This window comes from Vibrio aestuarianus (assembly GCF_012395185.1).
Lineage (GTDB): Bacteria > Pseudomonadota > Gammaproteobacteria > Enterobacterales > Vibrionaceae > Vibrio > Vibrio aestuarianus.
In genome coordinates, this window is sequence record NZ_JAAZTU010000014.1 from 81,361 (window position 1) to 108,054 (window position 26,694).

Sequence of the window (26,694 nt, forward strand, 5' to 3'; positions counted from 1 at the left end):
TCCATTTTAGGCATCAATGCACCTAAATGGATGCAAACAACTATGTATTTGAACACTATAATCAGCGTTTAACTGGCCAGCTTGTTTGCATATAGATTGGATTTAAGGAGTGGGTAGCAGTTGTTGTTCTCAATATTTAGTAGCAGAGTGAAACGGGGCTTCTGATCCGGAATTTGGTACTTTCGTTATCAAATCCCCAAAGTATTTCAAGCTCAATTCTCTAATCGAACTGAATTCAAAAGATCCTTGCATACAAGGGATTACCAGCATGCTGTTTTACTTGCTTTTCAATAAAAAAAAGATTGTCACCGGATGTATTAATATTGAATAGCGTTATTATTGCTATTGATTGTATTTACGTTATTGTAGTGTTAGTTGGGTTCTTAGTGAATTAAGGCGTTGCAACGTAACTCTTCTCTTATTTTTTGAAAATAAGATGAGTTTTCGGTTATCAATAATGCAATGGTTGTATTGTTGATGCTGGCTGTATTATTAATTTTGTTTATTGTTGGGGCCGTTTCTCAATGTGAATTTGGTGTTTTTTTTGATGTTCGTGTAAATAAAACAAAGAAAATGTCTTTATTTCTGTATTGGTGGTCAGTCTAATATATAATGAAGGTGTTAGTCAGTGATGGCGTTGAATATTTTATATTTGTGAACCTGTCAGTCATATTTTTACTGCTCCATTGAGGTCGTAGGTAAAAGCTTTATGGATGAGGATAGTGTGCCTTCCGGCTCTGTTGAGCACTTCAACAACGTCGAAGGAAATTGGTAGTCTTGAAATGTTAAGAATTCAGAGGGGTAAAGTTATATTGAATTAATAATAAATTAAAGTTTTAAATTTTGAGATAAAAACCACATTAACACCAACCAAAAATCATTCAAAAACTTTTTTTCAATATACTCGTGTAAATTTAATTTTTTTATGTGAATATTAGGCCGTGTAATCTTAATTTAAGGATTAAATATATTTAAAACTATTACGCCTGCATTAACACCAAGTAATAAAAATCCTAAATCAACGCAAGCAGAGAGAGCTGATTTGAATTCTAGTATTGTTAGTCTTAGTAATAAATATGGAAGGTTAGAACCATTCCTTAATGCTGTTTATTTTATTAATAAAAATTTAATGTCGCATGATAATCATAGATTGTCTAAGGGAAAAGCAAAACAATACATAACATTAACAAGTGCAGTTTCATCTGGTGAAAAATCAAACTCGTATGCTTTTGCTGCTTCAGCTCTGTTTTGATTAGTGAAGGATTAACAAATTCAGCAGGTAAACAAGAAGCTATGGTAGGAGCAGAAATGAATGTTGGTGGCGCTTTGCTTTCTAGTGCTGTTGATCACCAAAAAAGAAGTAAGGGACTTTTCACATGACTCGCATTCAGTGAAGCAGGATAAGCCATATCAGAGAATAGGTTTTTGTCGCAAATATTGGTGACAGAATCAATAAATCTGACCAGTCGATTTAGGCCCATAAGCGAGCGATGCTTGTTCGACAATGACAATATCTATCAGGAAATTATGAGAAATATAATATTACTTACGAGTTTATTTAGTGTGTCTGTACTAGCCGCGGCGGAATCTCCTCAATTGTTCATTGGAGCGAAAGGTGGGTATCAATGGGCTCTAGACGGTAATTATAGTCACTCAAATCCAGAAGGCATAATTCTCGGTATATACCCGTGATCATTGAAGATGCTTGATTTCTCATAAAATCAGGATCATGCTACGCACCATGAAAATAATACTGACTCCTCAACATAAACAACAACTCGAAGAGATGCACGATTCAACTCGTGATGGTCGAGTGCGTGACCGCATCAAAGCGGTTTTACTCGCGTCTGAAGGTTGGAGTCAGGCGATGATTTCTCAAGCTCTTCGTATTCACGAATCGACCGTTGCTCGTCATCTCAGTGATTATGTGCTCTCTGAAAAACTTAAGCCTGAAAATGGTGGTAGCCAAAGCCGACTTTCTGCTGGGCAAACCATGCAGCTTATCGAACATCTGGCTGAGAAAACGTACTTTCATACTCACCAAATTGTCGCTTATGTACAAGCTGAGTTTGGTGTCCGTTATACCGTTGCTGGAATGAACAAGTGGCTACATCATCACGGTTTCTCATATAAAAAGCCGAAAGGTGTACCGCACAAGTTTGACCCAGAGATGCAGCAAGCCTTCATCGAACATTACAACGAGACGCTAAGAAACAGCGAAGACCCAGTGTTGTTCATGGACGCCGTTCATCCTACGCAGTCAACCAAACTCAGTTATGGCTGGATACGAAAAGGCCAAGACAAAGTGATTGAGACAACAGGCAGTCGAACTCGCCTCAATATCATCGGTGCGTTACCGCTCCAAAATATTGGCGCAACGGTGACAGAAACGTATGACACGATAAACAGCGAGAGCATTGTGCGTTTCTTCTGGAAGCTCAAAAAGGAGCATTACCCGTTGGTTCAAAAAGTACACCTAGTACTTGATGGTGCCGCTTATCATCAGTCAGAAATGGTAAGAAATGCGGCAAAAGTGCTCAATATCGAGCTTCATTACTTACCCCCATACAGTCCAAACTTAAATCCAATAGAGCGGTTATGGAAAGTGATGAATGAATATGTGAGGAACAATATTTACTTCTCCTCGAAGGTAGAATTTACAACGGCTATTAATGAATTTTTCAATGTAACGCTGCCAAAAGTTGCAGGCTCACTGGTATCTGGTATCCAGAATTACGGATAATTTTCAGATTTTGAAACCTGCATCTTCGAGTTGAGCGGGTATATACAGGGTTAGTAGGCGTAGCTCACTTTCCGATATTTCTTGGTTATCACTCATTCTTTTTTTTGGGAATTGCACGTTTAGTGTGAGTGCTAGCTTTGAACTCATCTTTGAATTATCTCTAGCTACGGTTGTTGTCCCTGTCAAACAGGAGGCAAATTATGCCAATCTTGCAAGCTTATAATATCAGCCACCAATTTGATAACGGCGATATGTTGTTTCAGCAACTGTCATGTTCAATGACCAAGAACCGCGTTGGTTTGGTCGGACGCAATGGTGTGGGGAAATCGGTGTTTGCTTCGATCTTAAGTGGCGAACAAACGCCATCTAGCGGCAGCGTTACTTTGTCACGATCAGTGGCTGTTTATCGTCAACAACCTTCGCATTTACTTTCCACTGAGCTTTCTATCGTGCAGTTCCTAGGTAAATACGATGTCGTTGAAGCACTAAAGCGCATTGAATTAGGGGATTGTTCAGAACATTGGTTCGAGTTGGTTGGGGAGGAGTGGGATCTTGTCGCGCGTCTGACTCAGCAACTCAGTGATATGGGGTTACCATTAGAGCTAGACTTTCCCTGTGCTCAACTCAGTGGTGGGCAATTGGCCCGATTACAGCTATGGCAATTGTTTAAAAGTGATGTTGAGCTACTTATTTTGGATGAGCCTTCCAACCACCTCGATAGTGATGCTAAGCAGTGGTTGATTCGATCTATACGTGCTTTTGAAGGGGCGATTTTAGTCATCAGCCACGACCGTGAATTGCTGTGTGATGTAGAAGAAATTTGGCAGCTGTCCGGCCTTGGCTTACAAGTTTTTGGTGGTAACTACGCTTTTTATGCTGAGACAAAACGCACCGAGTTACAAGCGCTAGAGCGCCATCTAGCGAATGTCGATAAGCAGAAAAAGCAGTTGGAAGAGCAAGCACAGCGTAATCGAGAAAAAGCAGAACAAAGGGCTGCTCATGGCAATAAGTTGCGTAAAGAGGGCGGTCAGTCCAAGCTTCTACTTGATAGCAAGAAAGATAAAGCGACGGCACGTGCTTCGAGTCGTAATAAGAATGAGCAACTTCGGCAAGTGCATTTAGAAGAAAAAGAACAGGCTCTTAAGTCGAGAAAAGGTCAATTGAACAGTCAGAAGTTGTATCTGGCAGACAGCCAAAGTCGCTCTCGTAAAGTAATTTCCATATTCGAAGGAGTATTACCTTTTGGTAGTGCTTTACCAATCACCTTACAAGTTTATGCGACCGACAAAGTTCACCTAATGGGCAAAAATGGTAGCGGTAAATCAACCTTGCTGAAAACCATACTTGGAAAGCAGTTGCTCCGACAGGGGGAATGGCAGCTCAATACACCTCTGCACTATCTTGACCAGCATTTTGGGATAATTTGTCCCAACCTCTCCATATTGGACAACTTGATACAGCATTGTGAGGGAATGAAAGAGAGCGATGCGAGGACACTACTGGCAGGTATCGGCTTTCGTCGTGATAGTGTCTTTAAGATGGGCAGTATGCTCAGTGGTGGAGAGAAGATGAAACTGGCGATGTTGATCGTTAGCCACCTTGATCTCGACTCGAAGATAATGCTCGCTCAAGCTCTGAATGGTTATCGTGGTGGTTTTATTCTTGTCAGTCATGATCGGGAGTTTGCCAACGGATCAGGAATTACACGGCAAATTGGATTATGAGCTAGGGAATATGAATTGGCGAGCTAGAGCCGATTGTCTAACTCGCCTTTACTTATGATTGGCCAGTATTCTTAAACTTGTTTAGTGACGGCATCTCTGAACTATTTTTTATAATAGCAATTACATGCCATAATTCTTGGCTAAAAGAGTATGTTTTAGTAACGCCGCTTACACACTGTTTACCATTAGAAATAGATTAATAGTTGGGATAGGAAATGCTGAAAATTGATTTCATTACTGGTGCTCTTGAAGCACAAAAACAAGGCGAATTGAAGGCTGGGTTTGAGTCCCATAGCCAAATAAATGCAGCGCCTTCTTATAACAAGGAACGTTTAAATTGGACTATTCAAGACGATAATGGAAAGCTCATAGCAGCGCTAACCGTCGATTTGTTATGGGACTGGCTGTACATTGATGAGCTTTGGGTTGACGAAAATTATCGTGGTACAGGTATAGGTAAGCAGCTTATGGGGAAAGCGGAAGAGTACTCAAAGCTGAAAAAATTATCAGGTTTGTGGCTATGGACTCAGAGTTGGCAGGCACCAGTGTTTTATCAACGTTTAGGATTTGAAGAATTCACTCGTTTCGATGATTTTCCGATTGGTTACAGCAGAATTGGTCTAAGAAAATCTTTATCTAACAGCTAGTTAGTGTTGTTATTCTTGTATGCGAAACGCTTTATGTTAATAAATGTAGACGATATCTGTAAGCGAGTTCGCGGATGTTATTTAGGAGTTTATTGGTAGGAATAACTCACAATAGAAAGTTGCATTAGCTAAGTAAATATCGCAACATTCCCGCATTATCAATTTAGCTTCACAGAGAATAGCAACATGAACAATGAAACAGACATCATCACCAACCTAGCAGATCTAGAAGCCTTTATCATTGCTGTAGAAAGTGGTGGTTTGGGTTTAACCAGTGTCGCTGGGTTGGCTTTGGCAACCAGTAATAAAGATGGTCGTCGTTTTGTTGCAGTATTGGATGATAAACATCAATTATTACTATCACGTTGGGTGACAGAAGAGGTGTTCCAAACTGGTCAAGATTTAGTGCGTAATGGACCGAGTCGCACCACTCACTAGCGTGTCCAAAAGCGGCCACAAAAACAATTGTGGCCGCTTTTGTAACTTTCAGAAGATGTTCACAGCGAAGAACAAATACAGGCTTTTTATTGAATTTGAAAAATCTGACACTGCTAAATGTGGTGGCTTGCACTTTCCCATTCTGTTGTATATCGGTTTTTATTATTTTGCCTTGGTAGTATTAAGGGGAAATGTTAATTATGTAAGCCATTACTTAATTATAGTTTATTTATTGTGTCTTACTGTGTCTCAAAATCAGAGTTTATTCCACCATATCCTGTGCCATTTATTGATTTTATGTCGATAATGGCGCGATTACCTTGCCTAGGGTTGTAATACAGGTCTGACTTACGATGAATTGAATATCGAAAAGGTGGTGCTAAATATGCTAACGACTATATCTACACTTACAACAGCTACATTTACCGAATCTACTAATTCTTCCCCAGAAATAACAGCGGTTTTTCCAGTCGAGCGAGTGAGAAACGATAACGCAGAACGGGCAGGCGGGTGGCCAGTGCTTCCCAATGAAAAGGAATGTGGCCAGAGGTATGAGTGGCTGTTTTGCCATTTGAATATTGAAATCGTTTAACTATGTAGTTCATTAAGTGAGAACAACAGATAGGAAGTCATGTATGTCGTTAGCGTCGAGGTCGAGGTCGAAATTTGATATAGCTCAGAAAATATTCAGTACTGGTACATCATGTCCGAATCCGAATTTTATGACTATAAAAGTTAGAAAGATTGCTAATACCAGCGTTAACATAAAGAAGCAGAAGTGTTTTCGTGGAATAAGATGCTGGTTTTCGGCCCAAATCAAGAATAGACATTCTTCTATTGTCAATTCGACTTCCGCAGATCGTATAGTAAATCGACTATGTGAAGGAAATCATCGTGTAGCACTTATTAGCTTTGGTAAGTCTAAACATAGTGCAGTGGTAATTCGTTATCCTGATGGCCAATTTATTTATGTATCAATGTATGGAAATCACCCTCTATATAGAAACAAGGTTACTCGAGAGCGGGTACGTGAAGTTATTAATTGGGATATGCACCAGTGGAAGGATGGAGTTGATGAGAACAACCTTGTATTATTTTCAGAATCAGCTCTAGATATAGAAAAAATAGCTAAACATATTTTATCGAATATATTTGCCTTCAGGTTTAATCCTATAACGAATAATTGTTCTAGATTTGCAGCCGATGTTTTAATTGCAGGGTATAATGGAAGTCGTGAGAAATTAAAGCATGATCGACGCTTTCAAATGCCAGCCAATACCTTGCAGTTGGCGAAAGAGATTAAAGCCAATCAATCCAAACCTATGGAATGACCGATGATGTTGATGTTTACTCTTTGGTGATAATTTCACCCATTCCATATACTCACCTCACTGAGATTGAAAGATATATGATTTCAATCTCTGAAAGTAAGGGATTAGTGCCGCCAAAGTTGCCAAACAACTAGGCCGTTACATAGAATGCCCTGATAGCTCATTTCGGAGCACTTTCGTAATTCTCTTTCTTAACCCTAATCTGAACAATTGGATTTCAAGTAAATAGTCTAACTCACGATAGAGAGTTACATTTGAAAAACTAACGGGGTCATGTTTTGCCTTTTGCTAAATTTGCAAAGTTACAATACCCCATCTATCAGTACATAAGAAAGATGGGACGTCTTATCTCATCAAAGTAAAACTACTAGCCAAAACATTTAGTCCCAATTCCAAGGCCTGTTGCGTTAAAAGCAAAAGTGGCTTAAAAACTCTTACAAAAAGCTGAGTTATTACACGATTATAGTGTCAACAAATTTAACGGAATAAGGGTCATTAATTAAAATGATTGAAAATATTGCGTATTTTTTAGACTCTCAGCCATTTATCACGCTCTTTTTGGTCATTGGCATCGGCTATGCCGTTGGGAAAATTAATGTTGGTGGCTTTTCTCTTGGTATTGGCGCCGTACTTTTTGTGGGCTTAGCTTTCGGCGCTATTGCACCGAATGCGACCCCGCCTGGTTTGTTGGGTTTGATGGGGCTGGTGCTGTTTCTCTACGGTATCGGTATTCAATACGGTCAGCACTTTTTTTCTGGGTTAGCAAGCTCATTCGGTATCAAAGTCAATCTGTTAGCGGCTATCGCTGTGTTGGCCGGTTTTGGAACTGCCGTTTTGCTTAGCCAAACCATGCATTTTTCAACAGATTTTGCTGCAGGTATGTTTGCTGGTTCGTTGACCAGTACTGCCAGCTTACAGGCTGCATTTGATAACGATTATGAAAGTGTTAAAAGAGGTAAAGCATTAGGGCTAAATGCACATTATGGAGATATACTTAAACGTAGCATTCAAGATAAAGCACAATTATCAGAGGCTAAAGCAGCATTTATTACTGTTACTAGCCCGAATGTATTGAAAAATATGGCATTAAGATTAACGAAGTACCAGAATTTAGATATTTACGCTAGAACGAACACCAGAGAAGATGAAGTTTTCTTAAAGAATAATGGGGTCAAATATGCTGGCTCTATATATGTAGAAAGCACTTTACAAAGAGGACGGGAACTTTTAAATAATTTTGGCTTTTCAGAACAGGATTCCACAACACTAATTGATGCAATAAAAGATGAAATGAACAAAAATGGCTGCGAGCGTATAAAACAATAGTATAGGGGGAAATGATTTTTATCTTACATTGATAATAATAAACATATATGCATATCTTTCCTTATTTTATCTAAGATGACAGCACGGGTTTGATTTTTGCTAAATTTAGCATCGAAAAGGGAGACACTTTATATGTTAAGTACGATATCCGCACTTATACCTATACCTGTAACCACTACACTCATTGGTAAGACGCTTGTCAGATCTATCGAGAGAATGCCGCACAGGTTTTAGCTGCCGTGCGCCACATTGCAATAAATATGCTTAGAAATGACACAACTAGAAAAGCGAGCATACGCCGAAAAACTAAGATAGCAACGATGGAAATCAGCTATTTAGAGCAAATATTAGCTTCAGCTGTGGGGGGAACAATAAATGACCACACGTGCTCTCACCCTGGAATTTAGCCTTGAATATTTATACGATACCAGCTTAAATCAACACTAAGTCATTCATTGAGGAAATTATTTTGATTAAAAACTTTCTCTGCCTTTTTCTATGTACTCTTCTGGTTGCATGTTCCAGTTTACCTGACAATACCACGCCACCGAGCACCGCATTGTATCAGTCAGATAGCAGCCAATTAAGTATCAGCGTTGAAGAACAGCGTCAGAAACTCGGCTTGGCATCCGATGAGACATTCATGTTTTTACTCGAGACAGGTGTAGACTCTTTTGTTACACGTATCGCGTTAATCGAAGATGCACAAGAGAGTATTGATCTTCAATATTACCTGTTTCACTCCGATTTAAGTGGTGGCTTAATCGCTGCGGCGTTATGGCAAGCGGCCGAGCGCGGGGTTCGCGTGAGATTATTGGTTGATGACATAGATTTGGGTGGTAAAGACAATAGTATTGAACGCCTCAATGCACACCCTAATTTTGAAGTGCGAGTTTTTAACCCATTTGTCCGTGGTGAAAGTCGGACAATCCAATATGTCACCAAGCTGGGGAAGGTGACTCGACGTATGCACAACAAATCCTTTACTGTCGATGGTAGCGTTGCCATTTTAGGTGGCCGCAATTTAGCTGATGAGTATTTTACGGCTTCTGAAGAGGTCTCTTTTGGTGATATGGACGTTGTTTTTGCAGGAGAATCGGTTAAAGAGGTTCAACAAGCCTTTGATCTTTTTTGGAATAATAGCCTTAGCTACAACATTGAGCTACTCACTGACTATCGACCCCAGACCAGTGATTTAACTGCGCTTTCTGCGAGTTTTGATACGTTTATAAAAGACAACAAAAAGTCACAATATGTTGAGGCGGTCAATGACGACCACTTTATTGAACTCATTAAAGAGAATGAAAAGGTCCCATATGTAGGAAAAACCGTAGTGTTGTACGATGATCCTAGGAAAATAGTCTCATCTCGTGATAAGCAAGAATATAACCTAGCACCTAAATTGCACCCTTATGTGACAGCAACCAAGGAAGAATTAATCATCATCTCTCCTTATTTTGTACCTGGAAAAGACGGACTAGAGCTATTTCAAGAGATCGTTGATCGTGGGATAAAAGTTAAAATCCTCACTAACTCAATGATGTCTAATGATGTATCACTGGTACACACTGGTTACTCTAAATACCGAAAAGCACTACTGGAAATGGGTGTCGAACTGCATGAGATAGACAGTCAAGAGCTGGATGAATTATATGAGCAGTTTAATAAAAAACGCCCTTCCAATGCATCAAAATTGAGCTTACATGCGAAGTACTATGTAATGGACCGACATTTGGCTTTTATTGGTTCATTTAATTTAGATCCACGCTCTCGTAATGAAAATACCGAAATCGGTATTTTGACTAAATCTGAGGCGTTGGGTCGTTATCTTGCCCAGAAGTTTGATGACTATATTGATACGGTTGCGTTTAAACTGACTCTTGAAGATGGTGATATTGTCTGGACTAAAATGAAAGAAGGTAAGGCTATTCGATACACTAAAGATCCCTACAGCAGTTGGTGGGATCGCACCAAAAATAACATGGCAAAAATATTACCAATGGAATCACAATTATAAGCGGTGACAACATTAAGCCGCAGGATAAGATCGTGAGCGTTTTTTTTAGCACTTAAAACGATCGATTTGAAGATTAACTCTAGGCGTGATCTTATGCTCTCTTTTGGGAGAGCAAGATGTCCGATATCTTTACTAAGCACTTTAGTTCGTTAGTTGATCCAAGACAGTCTGCAAAGGTCAGTTACCCGCTCTTTGATGTATTATTTCTGACTGTTCGCGCCGTGCTCACTGGTGCTGAAGGTTGGGAGGATATTGAAGATTTTGACCGAGCTCATCTTGGATGGTTGCAAGAAAAAGGGATTTTTGAGCAAGGTCTACCAGTTCATGACACGATAGATCGAGTCATTTCTCGTTTGGATGCAGAGCAGTTTCAACAGTGCTTTACCCGTTGGGTTAACAGCTTATGTAAAGTAACGGAAAATCGCTTCATTGCCATTGATGGCAAGGCTCTTCGAAGTTCATATGACCGCAATTCAAGGTGTTCAACTATACACATGATGAGTGCTTTTTGTGCTTAGAATGCGTTGGTCTTGGGACAGGTTAAAACGTAACCGCGTCATAAACCACGCATTCAATGATGACCGATGATATCGATGTTCACACTCTCATGATAATTTTAAATTATCAAAATAATAATTATTGATAATTTTAAAAAATCAATCGTTCTCCCTATACTCACTTCATCGAAACAAGTTATCAATTAATCATCTGAATTTGAGGTTTAAGTTATGAAAATGAATCATGTGGGTATCATGGTCGGCGATATGGATAAAGCGGTTGAGTTTTATACCAAGGCTCTCGGCCTAAAAGTGGTAATGGGCAATACCAAAGTAGAAGAAGAGCGTGAAACGGCAATTGGCAGAATGTGTATCGCGGTATTTGGTGAAGGTTTTAAAGGTTTTAACATTGCACACTTAGTTACCAATGACGGTATTGGTTTTGAGTTGTTTGAAATGAAAGAACGTGCTGAGAAGCACGAAGTGGATTTCTCTCGCATCGGTATTTTCCATTTTTGTCTTCAAACCGATGACTTCCATGGTGTTATTGAGCGTACTGAAAAATTTGGCGGTAAAGTCCGCATGGATATTATGCGTTATCACCCTGAAGATGATAGTAAGCAAGCCCAAATGGTTTACTTAGAAGACCCGTTTGGTAACCTATTTGAACTTTACTCACACACCTATGAAGAGACTTATGCTTCTGAGTATGAGTAATACCATATATGGTATAATCAATCATTTAATATAATGAAGAGGTGACCTTGCTGGTCACCTTTTGCTCAAATGAGCTTAAACAAACATAGAAGAATCTCTATTTATTTCAAGACGCTACAGTGTCCATAGTATCAACGCCAATATTTGCGGCGATAAGATACGTAAACACATAACTAGTGGATAAACGGTGGCATAAGCTAAAGCCGATGCACCACTGGTTTCATGTAGTGCATTAGCAAAGGCAAGGGCGGGTGGATCGGTCATCGAACCGGCTAACATCCCGCAAATAGTGAGATAGTTAATATGCCCCAGCACGCGAGCTAAAATTCCTACAGTGATTAATGGAATTGCTGTGATGAGCGCGCCATATCCCATCCAACTGACTCCATCGCCTTGTACGAGAGTCTCGACAAAGTTACCACCAGATTTTAGTCCTACGACAGCCAAAAACAGTACAATGCCTATTTCACGTAGTGCTAAGTTAGCACTCGGTGGCATGAACCAATACATTTTACCTATGCTACCGATACGGGCCAAAATTAGAGCGACAATCAGTGGTCCACCCGCTAAGCCAAGTTTGATCGCCGCGGGAAAACCGGGTAGGTAGAAAGGAATTGATCCCAATAAAACACCAAGTCCAATCCCAACAAATACGGGGAGCATTTGCACATGTTGGAGTTTCTGGTGCGCGTTACCAACCATACCACTTACCGCTTCAATGGCTTCTTGGCGACCGACTAAATTAAGAATGTCACCAAATTGCAGGGTAGATTGGCTGGTTGGGATTAGTTCGACCCCTGCGCGGTTTAAGCGTGAGACGACGACATCATATTTCTCTTTAAGATCTAAATCGCGCAGTTTTTTGCCTAACACGATTTCATTGGTAACGACCAAGCGTTGTACACGCAGTTCCGTACCTCGTGTTGAGAGTGATGCGTCAACTTCTTCACCAATCACCAAGCGAGCTTTATCAAGCGCTTGCTTATCGCCGACGAGATGCAGTAGGTCGTTCACTTCTACTCGTGAATCGGGTTTTGGCACAGAAAGTTGCTCGCCTCGTTTTAAGCGAGAGCAGACAATATCCCCTTCACTTAAAGCGGGAATATCCTTTAAAAGTAACCCATTGAGATTCGGGTTTTTGATGGCGACGTTGATGGTATGTAAGCTTTCTTTTTTATGGCCATTTTTGATTTCAAATTCGTCGGCTTCTGCGTCAACACTCACGCGAAATATGACTCTCAGTAGCCACATGGTTAGCAAAATACCACAGATGCCAAATGGGTAAGCTATTGCGTAGCCCATCCCAGTTAAATCGAGTAAGTTCTGTTGGCCGCCTAGTTCGGTTAAGATCTGTTGCCCTGCGCCGAGAGAAGGAGTGTTAGTGACCGCACCGGAAAACACGCCAAGAATGACAGGCAGTGGAACGTCAAACAGGTAATAAAGGGCGACAGTAACGATACAACCTAATAATACGACAAGGGCTGCAAAAGCATTGAGCTTAAGCCCAGAGCTTCGTAACGAAGAGAAAAAACCAGGACCAACCTGAATGCCTATGGTGTAAACGAATAAGATAAGTCCGAATTCTTGAATAAAGTGCAAGGTATTGTAGTCAAGGACGATTCCCCAAGATCCAGTAAAGTGTCCGACGAGAATGCCACCAAACAGCACTCCACCGATACCTAAACCAACCCCATATACTCGCCAATTACCAATCCACAACCCAAGCACAGCCACCAGCGAAAGAATGCTGATAGAAAGTGCAATATCACTCATAGTGAGTCTCCTAATCAATTAAAAAATTGCTGATGGGCAAGCTTTAATGAACGGCAGGCAGGGGTAGGCGTAAGAACTCGGTGGTGTTTATGTCTACAGCTGGAGGGTTCAAATACTGCATTGGGAGTCCACCCGATAAAATGAGCTCTCGATGTAGCTTTGTGGTTGCCCTAAACTTATTACCAGTAATACTGCAATTGACGTGGGTTGTTAACGATAGCTATGCAAAAATGTGCACCTAAACGAATAATAAATTCAGGCGATAAATATTTGTTAAATAAGGGTTAATGAAGTTTTACAGCAAGGAGGTATCCTTGTCTTCTATCTTTTGATTACCTTAAGAAAGGATTGGTTTGTCGTGTTCTGCTCTCTTTTCACAGGTGATACACGTTTGGTTTCGTCCAGTATCTTTTGCTTGATAAAGCATTTTGTCGGCTAATGCGATTAATTGCTCCGATGAATGAGTACCTTCTAGATCGACTGCCCCCCCAATGCTGATGGTCAAAAAACCGTTTTCCGCCGCTGGGTGGTCGATACTTAGCGCTTTGATCTGATCTTGAACAAGGCTGGCCACGTGCCAAATACCTTCTTGGCTTGTTTCAGGAAGAATAATGGCGAACTCTTCACCCCCATACCGCACAGCGATATCGGTCGGTCTTCGGCAGCATTGGTGTAAAGCGGTGGCGACTTTCTTTAAACAGTCATCACCTTCTAGGTGACCAAATGTGTCGTTATATTGTTTAAAATAATCAATATCGATCAGTAATAACGAAAGCGGCTGTTTTTTTCGGTAAGCTTGCGCTAAGTGAGACTTTAAGTGTTGATCGAAATAGCGGCGATTGTTAAGGCCGGTAAGACCGTCTAAATACGCTAAAGATCGCAGCAGATCAGCTTGGTGTTTTAGTGTTAAGTGAGCTTTGATGCGATTTTTTAACGTATTGACATTAAACGGTTTTTTAAGAAAATCCACGCCGCCAGCTTCCCAGCATGCATCTTGATCTTCTTGTGCGGTTAGTCCAGTAATAAAAATAACAGGTATATTAGCAATCGTTGGATCACTTTTGAGCAAGCGGCAGGTTTGTAAGCCATCTATTTCAGGCATGATGACATCGAGTAATACCAAGTCGGGTTGGCTTTCTTTACACACGCTGATAGCTTGCTTGCCCGATGTCGCCATCAATATCTGATACTCATCTTTTACTAACTGATAGATAAGCTGAATATTGGTTGGTTGATCATCAACGATGAGTACCGTGAAGTCAGTTTTCTTATTAAAGCTTGGTAAATCATAATTAGATAGCATCAGAAAACTCCTGGCATTTCATGATTTCTTTTAGTATTGCAGCTGCTTGTTCAAACGCCAAATTTTGCACTTGTTCGGCAAGTTGTTTTGTTAATTCTTCATCAACCGTTTTTAATTGTGCTGAGATTTCTTCAAATACTGTCGTCGCCTCCATATTTGAAGTGTTGAAACATCGCTCGAGCATCAGCAGTTTTTCTCTAAATATTGCTTTATCCATAGCGGGTGGTGTTGCAGTTGTTGGTTGCTCGTCGCTGAGTAAATTGATCAATGATTTCAGTTGTGATTGGGCAAATAGAACGTCGGCTAATAAGCTACTATTTCTTTTCATCGTTTCCGTGGTTGCTATTGAACATTCGTATTCCGCTTTCTCTAACTTTTTCGACAATGGTATGAGTCCACAGCTTGCTGAGCCGCTTTTTAAACTGTGGTAGACACGCAATGCCACATCAGTAACAAGTTCAGTCGCTTGCAATTGTGATATAGCTTCCTGCATATCAATAACAAATTGATTAACTACTTTTAGGTAAACAGAGAAATCACCGATGCGAGTTATCGCTTGATGCAGTTCAATACCATGTTTATCTGCATACTCTTGGGCTTGTACTGATATTTTTTGATTGCGGGGAGCCACAGTTTGTCGTTCTACTGGCAGGTCTGTTGGAGCAGAGCTTTGAGTAACGAAGTGTTGAATTTTTTGAATTACCTCATTGATTTCAAAAGGTTTGGCGATGTGCTCATTCATACCTGCAGCTAAACAGGCGGCTTTGTCTTCTGGTCGTGCATTGGCAGTCATTGCTAATATTGGTAGTTGATTAAGCTTCATATTTTGCCGGATCTGACGAGTGGTTTCATAACCGTCCATGCCGGGCATTTGAATATCCATCAATACTAGTGAGAATTGCTGATTTTGTAGTATTTCTAGTGCCTTAAAGCCACTTTCTGCTTCAATAATGGTTGCACCGCGTTGACTGAGCAATTCAGTTGCGACCAAACGGTTAGTCGGATTATCTTCAACAAGTAATATATTGATCCCCGCTAAGGTATCGTTTGAATTTTTGGTAATCCGTGTTTCTTCAAGTGTCGTGCTCTTACTTTGAAGCACATTGATAATGGTTTGTTTGATTAGCTCTGGCGTTACCGGTTTTATTAAAACGGTTTCTAAAAGCTCATGGGTGGCTTCTAAATGCTTATCGAGAATTTCTCGGCCAAAAGCGGTGATCATGATGACCAACGGTGTTTTTTTGATATTTTTTTGGTTTTTGATTGCGCGAGTAAGGGCCAATCCATCCATATCCGGCAGTTTCCAGTCAACAAATGCGAGATCAATCACCTCATCTTGTTGAGCTAAGTGGTTTAGCTGTGCCAAAGCCTTATCGGCATTAGGTACGGCAAAGACTTGGCAGCCGAGTCGTTGCAGTGTGTCTTGAAGGATTAGACGTGCGGTTTCATTATCTTCAACCAATAATATTTTTAAACCATGTGTAATATGTGAGTAGATGTCAGTGCACACAGGTGAGAAATCTAAGGTAATGGTGAAAGCAAATTCGCTCCCTTCATCAAGTTGACTTGTCACGCTAATGTCACCTTGCATCAGATTGACTAACCGTTTAACGATTGATAAACCTAGGCCTGTACCACCATATTTTCGGCTAATAGACGACTCTGCTTGACTAAAGCCATTAAAAATAATCGCTTGCTGCTCTTGAGTCATCCCAATACCCGTGTCAGACACTTTAAATAGCAAGGTGCAGCTATTGTTTGAAACTTGTTGTGTTTCTATAGATATTTTAATTTCACCGCTATTAGTGAATTTAATGGCGTTGCCGGCTAAATTTAACAATATTTGCCGCAGGCGTAAGCTGTCGCCGATCAAGATGGTTGGAACATCTGGCGCAACTTGATAAATGATTTCAATGGCTTTGTTTTGAAGGCTTGAGGATAGGAGTATTCCTGTCTCTTGAAGCAGTTCCGGCAGTGAGAATGGAGATTGCTCTAATTCGAGTTTTCCGGCTTCTACTTTAGAGAAATCTAAAATATCGTTCAAAAGAATGAGTAGCGACTGAGCCGCACTTTTAGTCTTATTTAAGTAATCGGTTTGTTGGCTACTTAACTCAGTATTGAGGGTCATCTGCAGTAATCCCAAAATTGCATTCATTGGGGTGCGAATTTCATGACTCATGTTCGCTAAAAAATCAGACTTAGCTTGGTTTGCGTACTCAGCTTGTTCTTTGGCTTCCGCTAGTTCTTTCTCTTTTTGTAGCTGTTCGGTTAAGTCATAAGCTATACCTAAGAAGCCGACTAGCTGACCGTGATCATCTCTTAATCCACTGACATACAGTTTAACCGTAATGTGTTGGCCGTTTTTACTGACGTAAGTCCAGTGATTAATATCGGATTTGCCTAATTTTGCTTTAGCGACAAAGGCATCAAATCCGGCTTCTACAGTTTTGCCTAGTTCTAACGATAGTTCTTTTGCTCGTCGAACGACCTCTTCAGGTAAGTGAAATATGGCCGGTGTTTTTTTTCCTACCACTTCACTGGCACTGTAGCCGACTAGTTTTTCTGCTGAAGGGTTAAATACAGTGATTACTCCATCGAAATCAGTCGCGATAATAGCGTAACCCGCACTGCTTAAAATACTACGTTGCAGGGCATTGACCTGTGAAATTTCTTCTGTTCTTTGGTTTACTAATTTTTCTAATTGAAGATTAGTTTCCGTCAGTGTTGCTTCCCTAGCTTGAGCGAGTTCAATTTTGTGGTTGGCTAACTGAGCGCGACGTGAACGTATCATTTGAATAATAAAGACAGTCAACATGAGCAGTAATGTGGCCGTCAAGATTTCGTGGTAAGTCTGGTTGTAAGCATTTAATGGCAGGGATTCGATAAACTTATTGGTAGCGATAAGATTGAGCTCCCATTGACGTCCAAACAAATCAATGGTTTGAGTTACTTGATAAGGGGTCCTATTTTGAATTGATCCGCGAGTGAAAAAATGATTTGAAGTACCGTCATTGATATCACCTATGGTTAGAATAACATCGTCATTGAGGCCGACCACTGCACTTAACACTTCATCTATCAAAATAGGTGCATAACTCCAGCCTACCAGCTTGCTTAATCGTTCTTCCACAGAAGAGGAATCCGCTATTTTATTGGTGTTGTACACTGGCATTAGTATTAGAAACCCTTGCAGTGCCTTTTTGTTGGCTTGCACAAGAGTTATAGGAGCAGTGAGACGTACCGAGTTATTTTTGGCTGCATCTAAAGCTGCGGCACGACGCATAGCCTCTGAACCAATGTCTAAGCCGACCGCTTGTTTATTACGCTCTTCGGGTTCAATGTATTGGATGACAAACAAGCTGCTATTATGCTCTGAAAGTGAGCGAATATTGAAGGTTTTGTCCGGCCTGTCTAGGCGAGCTTGCTCAAGGAACATTTCTTTTTGCTGTGGTTCAACAAAGCGGATAAATCCAAAACCACGAGCACCTGGAAATTCTTTGGGATAGTCACGAGTCTGGGTATAGCGAAACATTTGCTCATAATCAAATGCATCGACACCAGCAGTCATTACCGCACCTCTAAAGCCACGTATTCCATATTGATATAGAGTAACTTTTTCCGCTACCCCATCGCTAATCTGCTGCAATCGAGCAGATAAATCATGTTGTATATGCTCAATTCGCTCTGTCTGATGCAGTTGATTAAAATGACTTGCGGTAAATAAACCAAAGATAAGAATAATCAAAGGCAGCCAAAGTGCATTTAAGATTGTCTTATTTAACTTTAAAGCAGCTTTCGGGCGTGCTTCTTGCGATAGATCCATTATCTTTTTCCTGCTAGGTACACATATCTTTTATCACATGACAGCTTGTCGTGATATTTTTAAAAATATCTATAACAACTTTAGCTGAATATTTTCAATTGGATAGGTATTTGATTTTGATCGTGTGCGAATAAATGATATTCATTGTTTGATATACGGTCGAGACTTGCTACAGAAGAGCATCGTAAGGCTAAATGAGGGGAGGGAGGATAAGCCACAACGCTATCTTTACTAGCGTTATGGCGCATACTGGAGATGAAAGCTAAGTCGTGCTAAACACCAGCTCGTTTCAACAAACCAGCCATCAGGGGCGAGCTTGAACGAACTTGCTTTGATTTATTCTGTAACGTTTTTGCCAGTGTAAGGTTATTGATACTTTTGGCAATGTAGGCCATCGAATGGTAGAAATCCCCCGCTGATTTCATTTTGCTTGCATCGTTAAGTGGGGCGAGTAACTGAACCATTGCGGTTCCGCTCATTGATTGCTGCGTTGCGTATTCTTGTACTGCATCTAACAGAAGGTCTAGATCGGCCATCGATTCAGCACTTTCAACACCTTGTTTTTTCATCTCTTTGCGGTTGCGTTTACGCATCTGCTTGATGACAAAAGCCGGTTTATTCAGTCTTTTGAAACCGAAATAGCCAAGTAGAATCGCTAATACGACACCGCCAGCGACGTAACCCCAAATAGAGCCAGAAGATTCAACGACAGGTTGCAGGGTTTCAACCGTATATTCAACGGTGGTTGGTACATCAGACATCTTTTTTATCCTTAGAATGCAGCTTCAAAGTGAAAGCGTATATTTAATCTGGCAGAAGAAAACCCGCATTGCGGTGAATCAAAGAACCGTTAAAAGTGGAGTTCTGCCTTACTTTTTATTTCTTGGGGCGTGGGGTCAATAAAGCAAGGTGATTTTAGGGATTATTAAGGCGTTTATTGATAATTGTGATATTGGGTCACGCAAATAGTGCTGTTGTCCCAGTAAGCACGAGCTAAAGAGGCGATATAAAGATTGAAATGCATGTTTGTCATGAGGTTTAATGTTACAGTAACATTCAGTTGGAATAAATAATAACAATGAATAGTAAACAACGTAAAACTAGACCCACGCTGCAAGATATTGCTGACCGTGTTGGTGTCACCAAAATGACCGTCTCGCGTTTTCTGCGTGATCCTAATTCTGTCGCTTTTGCCACCCAAGCGAAAATTGCGGCAGTGATCGAAGAGTTAGGTTATATACAAAACCGAGCGCCAGCGATGTTGTCCAAGTCATCCAGTAAGGCGATTGGCATTCTTTTACCTTCCCTTTCAAACCAAGTATTCGCCAATTTGGTTCAAGGTATCGAGTATGTAACCAAAGCTCGAGGTTATGATACTTTGATTGCTCACTTCGGTTATAGCGTGCAAGAAGAAGAGGAAAAAATTGCCTCGCTGTTGTCGTATCAAGTTGATGGACTGATTTTAACCGAGACTCATCATAGCGAAAGAACATTACAAATGCTTAAGGCTGCGGGAGTACCTGTGGTGGAAACAATGGAGCTGCCAACGGAGCCAATCGATATGGCGGTAGGGCTTGATCATGAGCAAGCGGCATTTCATGTAGTGAGCAATATGGTGCAAAGTGGCAAACGCAACATTGCTTATTTTGGTGCGCGGCTAGATACCCGTACACAGCTTCGTATGACCGGTTATGACCGAGCCATGATCAACGCCGGATTAAAGCCGAAGCATATTCTGACCGAAGAGCATTCGAGTTTTACATTGGGGGGAGAGCTTTTGGACCAGGCGCTTCAAGAAATACCAGATCTCAATGGTGTGTTTTGTACCAATGATGATATTGCGATTGGTGCCATGATGAAGTGTGCATATAAAGGGCTGAAAGTGCCTCAAGATATTTCGATAGTGGGGTACAACGCTTTGGATATTGGTCAAGCGATATCACCGAAGTTAACCAGTGTGGAAACCCCACGCTTTGAGATCGGCAAAAAAAGTGCAGAGCTGTTACTGGCAGTGTTAGCGGGTGAGACACTAGAACAACGCGTGTTTGACTTAGGGTTTAGTGTGACTAATGGTGAGAGCCTATAGCGAATCATATTTTCGTATCATTGAGCATTAAAGTGGCTAACCATGCCACTTTAATGCTTTACGTGACTAGGGGAATAAGAAAGAAGCGCCTTGGTCGGCGGCAGAAACATTGTCTCGACACACTTTAAACAGATCGCGCCCCCAAGTTTGCTGCGTAAGCTCAGTATCACAGGTGGCGCTATCGCGGCCTTCGGTTGGCGTTAAGTTTTCTAATCGGCCTGTCACCGCATCGACGTGGATCCTATCTCCCTCTTCAATAAGCGCAATTGCGCCGCCTCTTAATGCTTCAGGTGAGACGTGAATAGCCGCAGGAATTTTACCAGAAGCGCCGGATAAACGCCCATCGGTCACTAACGCAACCTGATAGCCTGCTTTTTGTAAGTTGCCCAAAATTGGCATTAACTTATGCAGCTCAGGCATGCCATTGGCCGCTGGCCCATTGAAGCGGACCACAACCACGCAATCTTGATTGAGCTCGCCGCGTTGATACGCCTGCTCAACCTGATGTTGGCAAGCAAACACTTTGGCGGGCGCTTCAACAATGCGATGTTGCTCAGCCACGGCTGAGACTTTCATCACCGCTTGGCCAATATTGCCAGACAATACTTTTATGCCTCCAGTACGTTGGAATACCTGGTTTGGCAGGGCAATCACGCCTGGTTTTTTGCTCGCGTTATTAAACTGCCATTCAATGCTTTCACCCACTAATATTGGAGATTTCAATTGGTCGATGAATTCACCAAATACGGGTTTGACATCGCAGTGCAATAACTGTTCTTGGTGCAAGCGGGTCATTAACATTGGTACGCCGCCAGCTTGCTCAAAGTCATTTATATCAGCTGAACCATTTGGGTACACATTGACAAGCAGTGGTATCACTTCCGATAAATCACTAATATCTTGCCAAGTCAGGATAATACCAGCAGCACGAGCTACAGCGAGCAAGTGAATGGTATGGTTTGTACTTCCCCCAGAGGAGAGCAGTGCAACGAGACCATTGACGATACTCTTTTCTGTGATCACATCCATTAGTGGCCGGAAGTAGGCAGAGCCTGGAGTCATTGCCGCAAGACGTATTGCAGCATGTTTCGTTAATGCGTGGCGCAGTTTGGAATTCGGTGCAACAAATGCAGAACCTGCGAGCATTAAGCCCATCGCTTCGAACACCAACTGATTTGTATTGGCCGTGCCGTAGAACGTACAGGTTCCCGGAGAGTGGTAAGAAGCACATTCCATATTGAGTAGGGCTGTATTGTCAACCAGTCCCGCTGCGTGTTTTTGACGAATATCGACTTTTTCATCGTTAGTGAGACCTGTCGACATTGGACCGGCAGGAATAAAAGCAGTCGGCAGATGAGCAAATGAAAGGGCTCCCATCAGTTGGCCGGGAGCAATTTTATCGCAGATACCAAGTAACAATGTGCCATCGAACATATTATGGCTCAGTGAAAATGCAGTCGATTGAGCAATCAAATCACGAGAGAATAAAGACATATCCATTCCTGCTTGACCTTGCGTTACGCCGTCGCACATTGCCGGAACGCCGCCTGCAACTTGAGCTGTATGACCAAGCGGTGCAAGAGCTTGTTTAATTTGGTCGGGATAATCTTTGTACACTTGATGTGCACTGAGCATATCGTTGTAGGCGCTGATGATGGCTAAATTTGAGCGCGTTAAATCAAGAATATTGGCTTTCTCTTGTGAGCAAGAGGCTGCGACAGCGTGAGCTAAATTCCCGCAAGATAATGAGGCTTTACCTTTACCATTGTCAGCCTGCTGTTTAGCTCTTTCTAGAAATTGGTGGCGTATAGTGCGGCTGCGTTCGGTAATTCGCTCAGTGACGGCGGCTATAGTTGTATGGAGTTGGTCGCTCATGCGGACACCTTGGTTTCATTGCGTGTATTTAACTGCCTTAATGCTTGTAGGGCGCGTTCGACAACCTGATCAATATTCGTATCGATATCAATTACCGCTACGCGATCTTCATCATCTGGTCGCTCTAAGGTGTTGAACTGGCTTTCTACCATATTGGCTTTCATGAAATGACCTTGGCGTGCTTGCATACGTTGCATGATCAAATCAAAGCTACCATCCAGAAAAAGAAACGTTACGTTTTGGTTGCCTTCACGAATTTGGTCGCGGTAGGTTTTTTTCAGAGCAGAGCATACGATAATGCCTTGTTCATTTTTACTTTCTAAGCTGAAGGCCGCATCACGAATACGCTCTAACCAAGGTTTGCGATCGTCATCATTTAACGGCTCTCCGCCTGCCATTTTGATAATGTTGGCCTTCGGGTGAAGGTCGTCACCGTCGATAAATTTGGCACCTAATTTTTGCGCAAGTTTCTCGCCTACAGTGCTTTTTCCGCAGGCGCATACGCCCATTACGATAATGCTACTACCAGTCATTCTGACTCCTTGAGTGGTATTCTGAGCTGGATCTCATTTTTTAAAATCACTTGAAAATATGACTTTATCTTATCGATGTTATCGGTAACATGTTACCCGTAACTTGAAGATTTGTGAACTGAAACACAAACAAAACCTACGTGATAGAAAGGTAAATAACATGGAAATGATGACCCCAAGTAGCGATCCTACTTACTTATTAACGATAGCTTTATGCGCTATTGCTGCCTTACTAATATTAATTATGAAGCTGAAAGTACATGCGTTTGCTTCATTGACACTAGTCAGTTTAGGTACGGCTATTGCGACTGGTGTTTCTGCTGAAAAAGTAGTTCCGACCATGATGTCTGGCTTTGGTGGAACGTTAGCCTCGGTAGCGTTATTGGTTGGCTTAGGTGCGATGATTGGCAAAATTTTAGAAGTAACTGGCGGGGCAAAAGTATTGGCAGATACTTTAATTGGCCGATTTAGTGAAGATAAAGCACCGCTTGCGCTTGGTGTTGCTTCCTTGCTATTTGGTTTCCCGATCTTTTTTGACGCCGGTTTGATTGTGATGATGCCGATCATCTTTAGTATCGCCAAACGTTTTGGTGGTTCACCGCTTAAATATGCATTACCTTCGGCGGGTGCGTTTGCTGTTATGCATGCCTTTGTTCCACCACATCCAGGGCCTGTCGCAGCTTCTGACTTACTTGGTGCTGATCTTGGTTTATTGCTGCTTGTTGGTATCTTGGTTGCCATTCCTACTTGGTATTTTGGCGCATATTTATTTGGTTTGTATGCGGGTAAGAAATTTGATATCCCCCTATCCAAAGCCTTTTTCAATACTGACCAAATTATAGATGAAAACAAACTGCCAAAATTCACCACAGTATTAGCTATCTTGGTTATGCCTGTACTGCTCATATTTATGGATACTGGTTTAAATACGTTGTCTGTTGCAGGTGTTATTGATGGTAAAACACCATTGGTCGAGTTTTTACGTATGCTTGGTAAAACACCAGTAGCCCTGCTGATTACACTATTAACGTGCTTGTTTGTGTTTGCTAAAGATTTTGGAATGAGTAAGCTTGAGAAGCTGTGCAGTGATTCGTTAGCGCCTATTTGTGCAGTTATTTTAGTGACCGGTGCGGGCGGTATGTTTGGTGGGGTATTGCGTGCTAGTGGGATTGGTCAAGCATTGGCTGACGTGTTATCCGATACTGGTATGCCAATCATTGTTGCGGCTTTTGTTATTTCAACTTGTTTACGTGTAGCACAAGGTTCAGCAACCGTTGCATTGACAACTACCGCTGCCTTGATTGCGCCGATAGTGGCACAAACTACAGGTTTGAGTGAGCTTGACCTTTGCTTTATCGTGATTGCGATTGCTGGTGGGGCAACGGTTCTATCACACTTCAATGATTCGGGTTTCTGGCTTGTTTCTCGCTTGATGGAAATGGATGAGAAAACCACACTTAAAACTTGGACGGTGATGGAAACACTGCTTGGTAGTATTGCGTTTGTGATTGTCGCTGTCCTAAGCTTCTTATTATAAAGAGCTTCTCAATATAAGGTTATGAAATGAAAACTCTTGAACAACGATTGAAAGAAATCAAAATCGTCCCTGTGATTGCGATTAATGATGCCAGCCAAGCGATACCTTTAGCAAAGGTGTTGGTTGAAAATGGGTTGCCATGCGCGGAAGTCACCTTTAGAACAGAAGCGGCTGTAGAATCGATTCGTTTGATGCGTGAAGCCTACCCGGAAATGCTGATTGGCGCAGGTACAGTGCTGACTACGGCGCAGGTTGACCAAGCGATTGAAGCGGGTGTTGATTTTGTGGTGAGTCCCGGTTTTAACCCAACCACTGTGAAATATTGTCAACAGCGCAACATAGCGATCGTTCCAGGAGTGAACAACCCGAGTTTGGTTGAACAAGCGATGGAAATGGGTTTGTGCACATTAAAATTTTTCCCAGCAGAGCCTTCGGGTGGCGTGGCAATGCTCAAAGCGTTGACAGCCGTTTATCCAGTGAACTTTATGCCCACAGGTGGCGTTAGCCCAAGTAACGTTCAAGACTATTTGTCGATTAAATCTGTTGTGGCTTGTGGCGGTACGTGGATGGTTCCAACCGATCTAATGGATCAAGGTGATTGGCAGGGCATTGCTGAACTGGTAAAAGCACTGTAATACAGAACAAAAACGAAACGGCTTGCTTTGGTAAGCCGTTCTTTTGCCTAAATTTGATATACCGAACAACTTGAAGTTACAGCTGTGTTGGTTACGTTCTCTCACCCTAAGCATATAGTTTATCTAGGCTCATCGGGATGAACTCACTGGCCGCCTACCTGCAACTTTAAGTTGTTTGGATATAATAAAAATTTAACTGACCTAACGTGCGATAAAAATTGCCGTTACAATCGCCTTCTTCATCATTCAATAAGCTTAATTATGTATTCCAATCGGCGAGCTGAACTTATTCTAGTTGTGACCACATTGCTGGCCGCCGCTGGATGGGTCTTTTCCAAACAAGCAATCCAGGGGTTGCCACCTTTTGGCTTTATTGGGGTGCGCTTTCTTTTAGCGTCGCTGTGCCTACTGCCATTTTGTCTTAAAGCGCTGCGCCAAGCCTCACTGCACGATTGTTTAAAATCGATGAGTGTGGGTGTGTTATTAGGTGGCTCGATTTTTTGCTGGATCCACGCGATTTCCATTAGCGACACGTTAGGCGAGGGCGCATTCATCATGAGCCTCTCTATGCTGTTTGTTCCGTTATTAGCATGGCCGCTGTTTGGCACTAAACCGGCGCGCGCATTTTGGTTGTCGCTACCCATTGCACTGATTGGGCTTTTTTTACTGTCGTGGAACGGGGAGTGGGTCGTCGCGACCAGTCAGTTGTGGTTTATTGCTGCGGCCTTTAGCCTGGCATTGCATTTTAACTTTAACAGTCGTTTTTCGGCTAATCTGCCGCCGATGTTGCTCACTACATTACAACTGTTTGTTGGCGGCTGCCTTGGGGTATTACTCTCTTTACTGTTTGAGTCATGGCCAGATCAAATAAGTTTGATGACATGGAAGTGGCTTGCTCTGAGCGTATTACTCGCCACCAGTTTGCGGTATTTGATGCAAACCGTAGGTCAAAAGCACGCCAACCCCACCAATGCGGCGATATTAATGCTGCTTGAGCCAATCTGGACACTGGTTCTGAGCGTGCTGATTTATGATGAATCGATGCCAGCGAATAAGATTTTCGGCTGCGGCTTGCTGCTCTGTTCGCTTCTTTTCTATCGAATAGGCCATTTTCGTCATCGCTGAAATCATCGCAAATCTTTCAAAACGGTTTTGCTGCATAGTTTCTAGAGCTAAGGTGGGTTGGGCTGTAGTCATTGAATGCCTCTTTATCACAATGTAGTGCTATTGTGCATCGTCTAAAGGTTGACAAATATGCTTTTTGGCAGCTTACCAACAGGGTTGTTGATAAAGGATCATCGAGTTCCTCCACCTTTTAGATAGGGGGAGGCTAGCAGAGGGGATTGCCTTGTCCATAAAACTTATTGAAGTTATTGAACAAACACCCACCCTAACCCTCCCCTTGGAGGAGAGGGAGCTGGCATTGTGTGCATTGATAGTGTGGAGAATATGATTATTGGGGCTGATAAATTATTTTGGGGAATTGACATTGAGCGAGTAAAGCCGCCAATCAATCTAAACCAATATCTCGTTTCATATGTTCGCTAAGCTCACTCGTATTTCGTACATTGATTTTACTTTTATAGTGGCTAGTTCTCATCTCATCACCAAATAATTTAACAAACACTTTTGTATCTGTCTCTTATACAACTCTGACGCTGCCGACGACTAGTCGAGTGTACATACCGG

General features: G+C 41.8%; 19 protein-coding genes and 3 pseudogenes. 15 read left to right on the plus strand and 7 right to left on the minus strand.

Features of this window, described 5'->3' with window-relative positions; all coding sequences use genetic code 11:
• The first annotated feature begins 171 nt into the window (after positions 1-171).
• Together HGG78_RS19285 and HGG78_RS08790 are read left to right on the plus strand one after the other, a co-directional pair.
• Positions 172-294, plus strand: coding sequence for a DUF6538 domain-containing protein (locus tag HGG78_RS19285; RefSeq protein ID WP_356649013.1), 123 nt, complete (start codon positions 172-174; stop codon positions 292-294).
• A gap of 1,447 nt (positions 295-1,741) precedes the next feature.
• Positions 1,742-2,777, plus strand: a pseudogene (locus HGG78_RS08790) (IS630 family transposase).
• Here HGG78_RS08790 and HGG78_RS08795 read toward each other — a convergent pair.
• Entirely contained in the window at positions 2,747-2,890 is a 144-nt protein-coding gene (locus HGG78_RS08795) for a hypothetical protein (protein ID WP_172532623.1), read from the minus strand. The pseudogene HGG78_RS08790 and the gene HGG78_RS08795 sit on opposite strands and share 31 nt — an antisense overlap.
• 53 nt (positions 2,891-2,943) lie before the next feature.
• Here HGG78_RS08795 and HGG78_RS08800 point away from each other — a divergent pair, with 53 nt between their 5' ends.
• The 9 genes and pseudogenes from HGG78_RS08800 to HGG78_RS08840 all read left to right on the plus strand — a co-directional run bounded on the left by HGG78_RS08800 (position 2,944) and on the right by HGG78_RS08840 (position 11,440).
• A complete protein-coding gene (locus HGG78_RS08800) occupies positions 2,944-4,467 on the plus strand; it encodes an ATP-binding cassette domain-containing protein (RefSeq protein WP_172532658.1) in 1,524 nt (507 codons plus the stop codon).
• A gap of 215 nt (positions 4,468-4,682) precedes the next feature.
• Positions 4,683-5,114: a GNAT family N-acetyltransferase gene (locus HGG78_RS08805; protein ID WP_172532659.1), complete on the plus strand. Its 432-nt coding sequence runs from the start codon at positions 4,683-4,685 to the stop codon at positions 5,112-5,114.
• 186 nt (positions 5,115-5,300) lie between these two features.
• The gene (locus HGG78_RS08810; RefSeq protein WP_172532660.1) at positions 5,301-5,552 is read left to right on the plus strand and encodes a hypothetical protein; all 252 of its coding nucleotides are present in this window, start codon (positions 5,301-5,303) and stop codon (positions 5,550-5,552) included.
• 722 nt (positions 5,553-6,274) lie between these two features.
• Positions 6,275-6,883, plus strand: a complete 609-nt coding sequence (locus HGG78_RS08815) for a hypothetical protein (protein ID WP_172532661.1) — start codon at positions 6,275-6,277, stop codon at positions 6,881-6,883.
• Between the two features lie 504 nt (positions 6,884-7,387).
• A complete protein-coding gene (locus HGG78_RS08820; protein ID WP_172532662.1) occupies positions 7,388-8,209 on the plus strand; it encodes an aspartate-alanine antiporter-like transporter in 822 nt (273 codons plus the stop codon).
• A 191-nt stretch (positions 8,210-8,400) separates the two neighbouring features.
• Positions 8,401-8,616 (plus strand): annotated as a pseudogene (locus tag HGG78_RS08825) (hypothetical protein); the annotation flags it as partial.
• Between the two features lie 62 nt (positions 8,617-8,678).
• Positions 8,679-10,226, plus strand: a complete 1,548-nt coding sequence (locus tag HGG78_RS08830; RefSeq protein ID WP_172532663.1) for a phospholipase D family protein — start codon at positions 8,679-8,681, stop codon at positions 10,224-10,226.
• Between the two features lie 116 nt (positions 10,227-10,342).
• A pseudogene (locus tag HGG78_RS08835) lies at positions 10,343-10,741 on the plus strand (ISAs1 family transposase); the annotation flags it as partial.
• 213 nt (positions 10,742-10,954) lie between these two features.
• Positions 10,955-11,440, plus strand: a complete 486-nt coding sequence (locus tag HGG78_RS08840) for a VOC family protein (RefSeq protein WP_168521653.1) — start codon at positions 10,955-10,957, stop codon at positions 11,438-11,440.
• Between the two features lie 114 nt (positions 11,441-11,554).
• Here the strand turns inward: HGG78_RS08840 and HGG78_RS08845 are convergent, their stop codons facing one another.
• The 4 genes from HGG78_RS08845 to HGG78_RS08860 all read right to left on the minus strand — a co-directional run bounded on the left by HGG78_RS08845 (position 11,555) and on the right by HGG78_RS08860 (position 19,100).
• Positions 11,555-13,213, minus strand: a complete 1,659-nt coding sequence (locus HGG78_RS08845) for a putative transporter (protein ID WP_053309245.1) — start codon at positions 13,211-13,213, stop codon at positions 11,555-11,557.
• A gap of 337 nt (positions 13,214-13,550) precedes the next feature.
• The gene (locus HGG78_RS08850; RefSeq protein ID WP_172532664.1) at positions 13,551-14,516 is read right to left on the minus strand and encodes a diguanylate cyclase domain-containing protein; all 966 of its coding nucleotides are present in this window, start codon (positions 14,514-14,516) and stop codon (positions 13,551-13,553) included.
• Positions 14,506-18,339, minus strand: a complete 3,834-nt coding sequence (locus tag HGG78_RS08855; protein ID WP_172532665.1) for a PAS domain-containing hybrid sensor histidine kinase/response regulator — start codon at positions 18,337-18,339, stop codon at positions 14,506-14,508. Before HGG78_RS08855 ends, HGG78_RS08850 begins: the two co-directional genes overlap by 11 nt.
• A gap of 272 nt (positions 18,340-18,611) precedes the next feature.
• A complete protein-coding gene (locus HGG78_RS08860) occupies positions 18,612-19,100 on the minus strand; it encodes a hypothetical protein (protein ID WP_053309248.1) in 489 nt (162 codons plus the stop codon).
• A 317-nt stretch (positions 19,101-19,417) separates the two neighbouring features.
• Between HGG78_RS08860 and HGG78_RS08865 the strand changes: the two genes are divergently transcribed.
• Entirely contained in the window at positions 19,418-20,425 is a 1,008-nt protein-coding gene (locus HGG78_RS08865; protein WP_053309249.1) for a substrate-binding domain-containing protein, read from the plus strand.
• Positions 20,426-20,491: 66 nt separating this feature from the next.
• Here HGG78_RS08865 and edd read toward each other — a convergent pair whose 3' ends face one another.
• Together edd and HGG78_RS08875 are read right to left on the minus strand one after the other, a co-directional pair.
• The gene (gene edd, locus HGG78_RS08870; protein WP_172532666.1) at positions 20,492-22,300 is read right to left on the minus strand and encodes a phosphogluconate dehydratase; all 1,809 of its coding nucleotides are present in this window, start codon (positions 22,298-22,300) and stop codon (positions 20,492-20,494) included.
• Entirely contained in the window at positions 22,297-22,833 is a 537-nt protein-coding gene (locus HGG78_RS08875) for a gluconokinase (RefSeq protein ID WP_172532667.1), read from the minus strand. Before HGG78_RS08875 ends, edd begins: the two co-directional genes overlap by 4 nt.
• Before the next feature lie 160 nt (positions 22,834-22,993).
• Between HGG78_RS08875 and HGG78_RS08880 the strand changes: the two genes are divergently transcribed.
• The 3 genes from HGG78_RS08880 (at position 22,994) to HGG78_RS08890 (ending at position 26,130) form a co-directional block, all read left to right on the plus strand.
• Positions 22,994-24,370: a GntP family permease gene (locus tag HGG78_RS08880; protein ID WP_172532668.1), complete on the plus strand. Its 1,377-nt coding sequence runs from the start codon at positions 22,994-22,996 to the stop codon at positions 24,368-24,370.
• A 26-nt stretch (positions 24,371-24,396) separates the two neighbouring features.
• The gene (locus tag HGG78_RS08885; RefSeq protein ID WP_053309253.1) at positions 24,397-25,005 is read left to right on the plus strand and encodes a bifunctional 4-hydroxy-2-oxoglutarate aldolase/2-dehydro-3-deoxy-phosphogluconate aldolase; all 609 of its coding nucleotides are present in this window, start codon (positions 24,397-24,399) and stop codon (positions 25,003-25,005) included.
• 261 nt (positions 25,006-25,266) lie between these two features.
• Positions 25,267-26,130, plus strand: coding sequence for a DMT family transporter (locus HGG78_RS08890; protein ID WP_172532669.1), 864 nt, complete (start codon positions 25,267-25,269; stop codon positions 26,128-26,130).
• Positions 26,131-26,694: the final 564 nt, after the last annotated feature.

What these genes read in the sequence shown, in the direction of transcription:
- HGG78_RS08845 (WP_053309245.1), bottom strand. Translation starts at nt 13,213, where the DNA reads ATGAGTGATATTGCACTTTCTATCAGCATTCTTTCGCTGGTGGCTGTG.
- HGG78_RS08850 (WP_172532664.1), bottom strand. Translation starts at nt 14,516, where the DNA reads ATGCTATCTAATTATGATTTACCAAGCTTTAATAAGAAAACTGACTTC.
- HGG78_RS08795 (WP_172532623.1), bottom strand. Translation starts at nt 2,890, where the DNA reads ATGAGTTCAAAGCTAGCACTCACACTAAACGTGCAATTCCCAAAAAAA.
- HGG78_RS08800 (WP_172532658.1), top strand. Translation starts at nt 2,944, where the DNA reads ATGCCAATCTTGCAAGCTTATAATATCAGCCACCAATTTGATAACGGC.
- HGG78_RS08810 (WP_172532660.1), top strand. Translation starts at nt 5,301, where the DNA reads ATGAACAATGAAACAGACATCATCACCAACCTAGCAGATCTAGAAGCC.
- HGG78_RS08880 (WP_172532668.1), top strand. Translation starts at nt 22,994, where the DNA reads ATGGAAATGATGACCCCAAGTAGCGATCCTACTTACTTATTAACGATA.
- HGG78_RS08890 (WP_172532669.1), top strand. Translation starts at nt 25,267, where the DNA reads ATGTATTCCAATCGGCGAGCTGAACTTATTCTAGTTGTGACCACATTG.
- HGG78_RS08820 (WP_172532662.1), top strand. Translation starts at nt 7,388, where the DNA reads ATGATTGAAAATATTGCGTATTTTTTAGACTCTCAGCCATTTATCACG.
- HGG78_RS08865 (WP_053309249.1), top strand. Translation starts at nt 19,418, where the DNA reads ATGAATAGTAAACAACGTAAAACTAGACCCACGCTGCAAGATATTGCT.
- HGG78_RS08855 (WP_172532665.1), bottom strand. Translation starts at nt 18,339, where the DNA reads ATGGATCTATCGCAAGAAGCACGCCCGAAAGCTGCTTTAAAGTTAAAT.
- HGG78_RS08885 (WP_053309253.1), top strand. Translation starts at nt 24,397, where the DNA reads ATGAAAACTCTTGAACAACGATTGAAAGAAATCAAAATCGTCCCTGTG.
- HGG78_RS08805 (WP_172532659.1), top strand. Translation starts at nt 4,683, where the DNA reads ATGCTGAAAATTGATTTCATTACTGGTGCTCTTGAAGCACAAAAACAA.
- HGG78_RS08815 (WP_172532661.1), top strand. Translation starts at nt 6,275, where the DNA reads ATGACTATAAAAGTTAGAAAGATTGCTAATACCAGCGTTAACATAAAG.
- HGG78_RS08875 (WP_172532667.1), bottom strand. Translation starts at nt 22,833, where the DNA reads ATGACTGGTAGTAGCATTATCGTAATGGGCGTATGCGCCTGCGGAAAA.
- edd (WP_172532666.1), bottom strand. Translation starts at nt 22,300, where the DNA reads ATGAGCGACCAACTCCATACAACTATAGCCGCCGTCACTGAGCGAATT.
- HGG78_RS08860 (WP_053309248.1), bottom strand. Translation starts at nt 19,100, where the DNA reads ATGTCTGATGTACCAACCACCGTTGAATATACGGTTGAAACCCTGCAA.
- HGG78_RS08840 (WP_168521653.1), top strand. Translation starts at nt 10,955, where the DNA reads ATGAAAATGAATCATGTGGGTATCATGGTCGGCGATATGGATAAAGCG.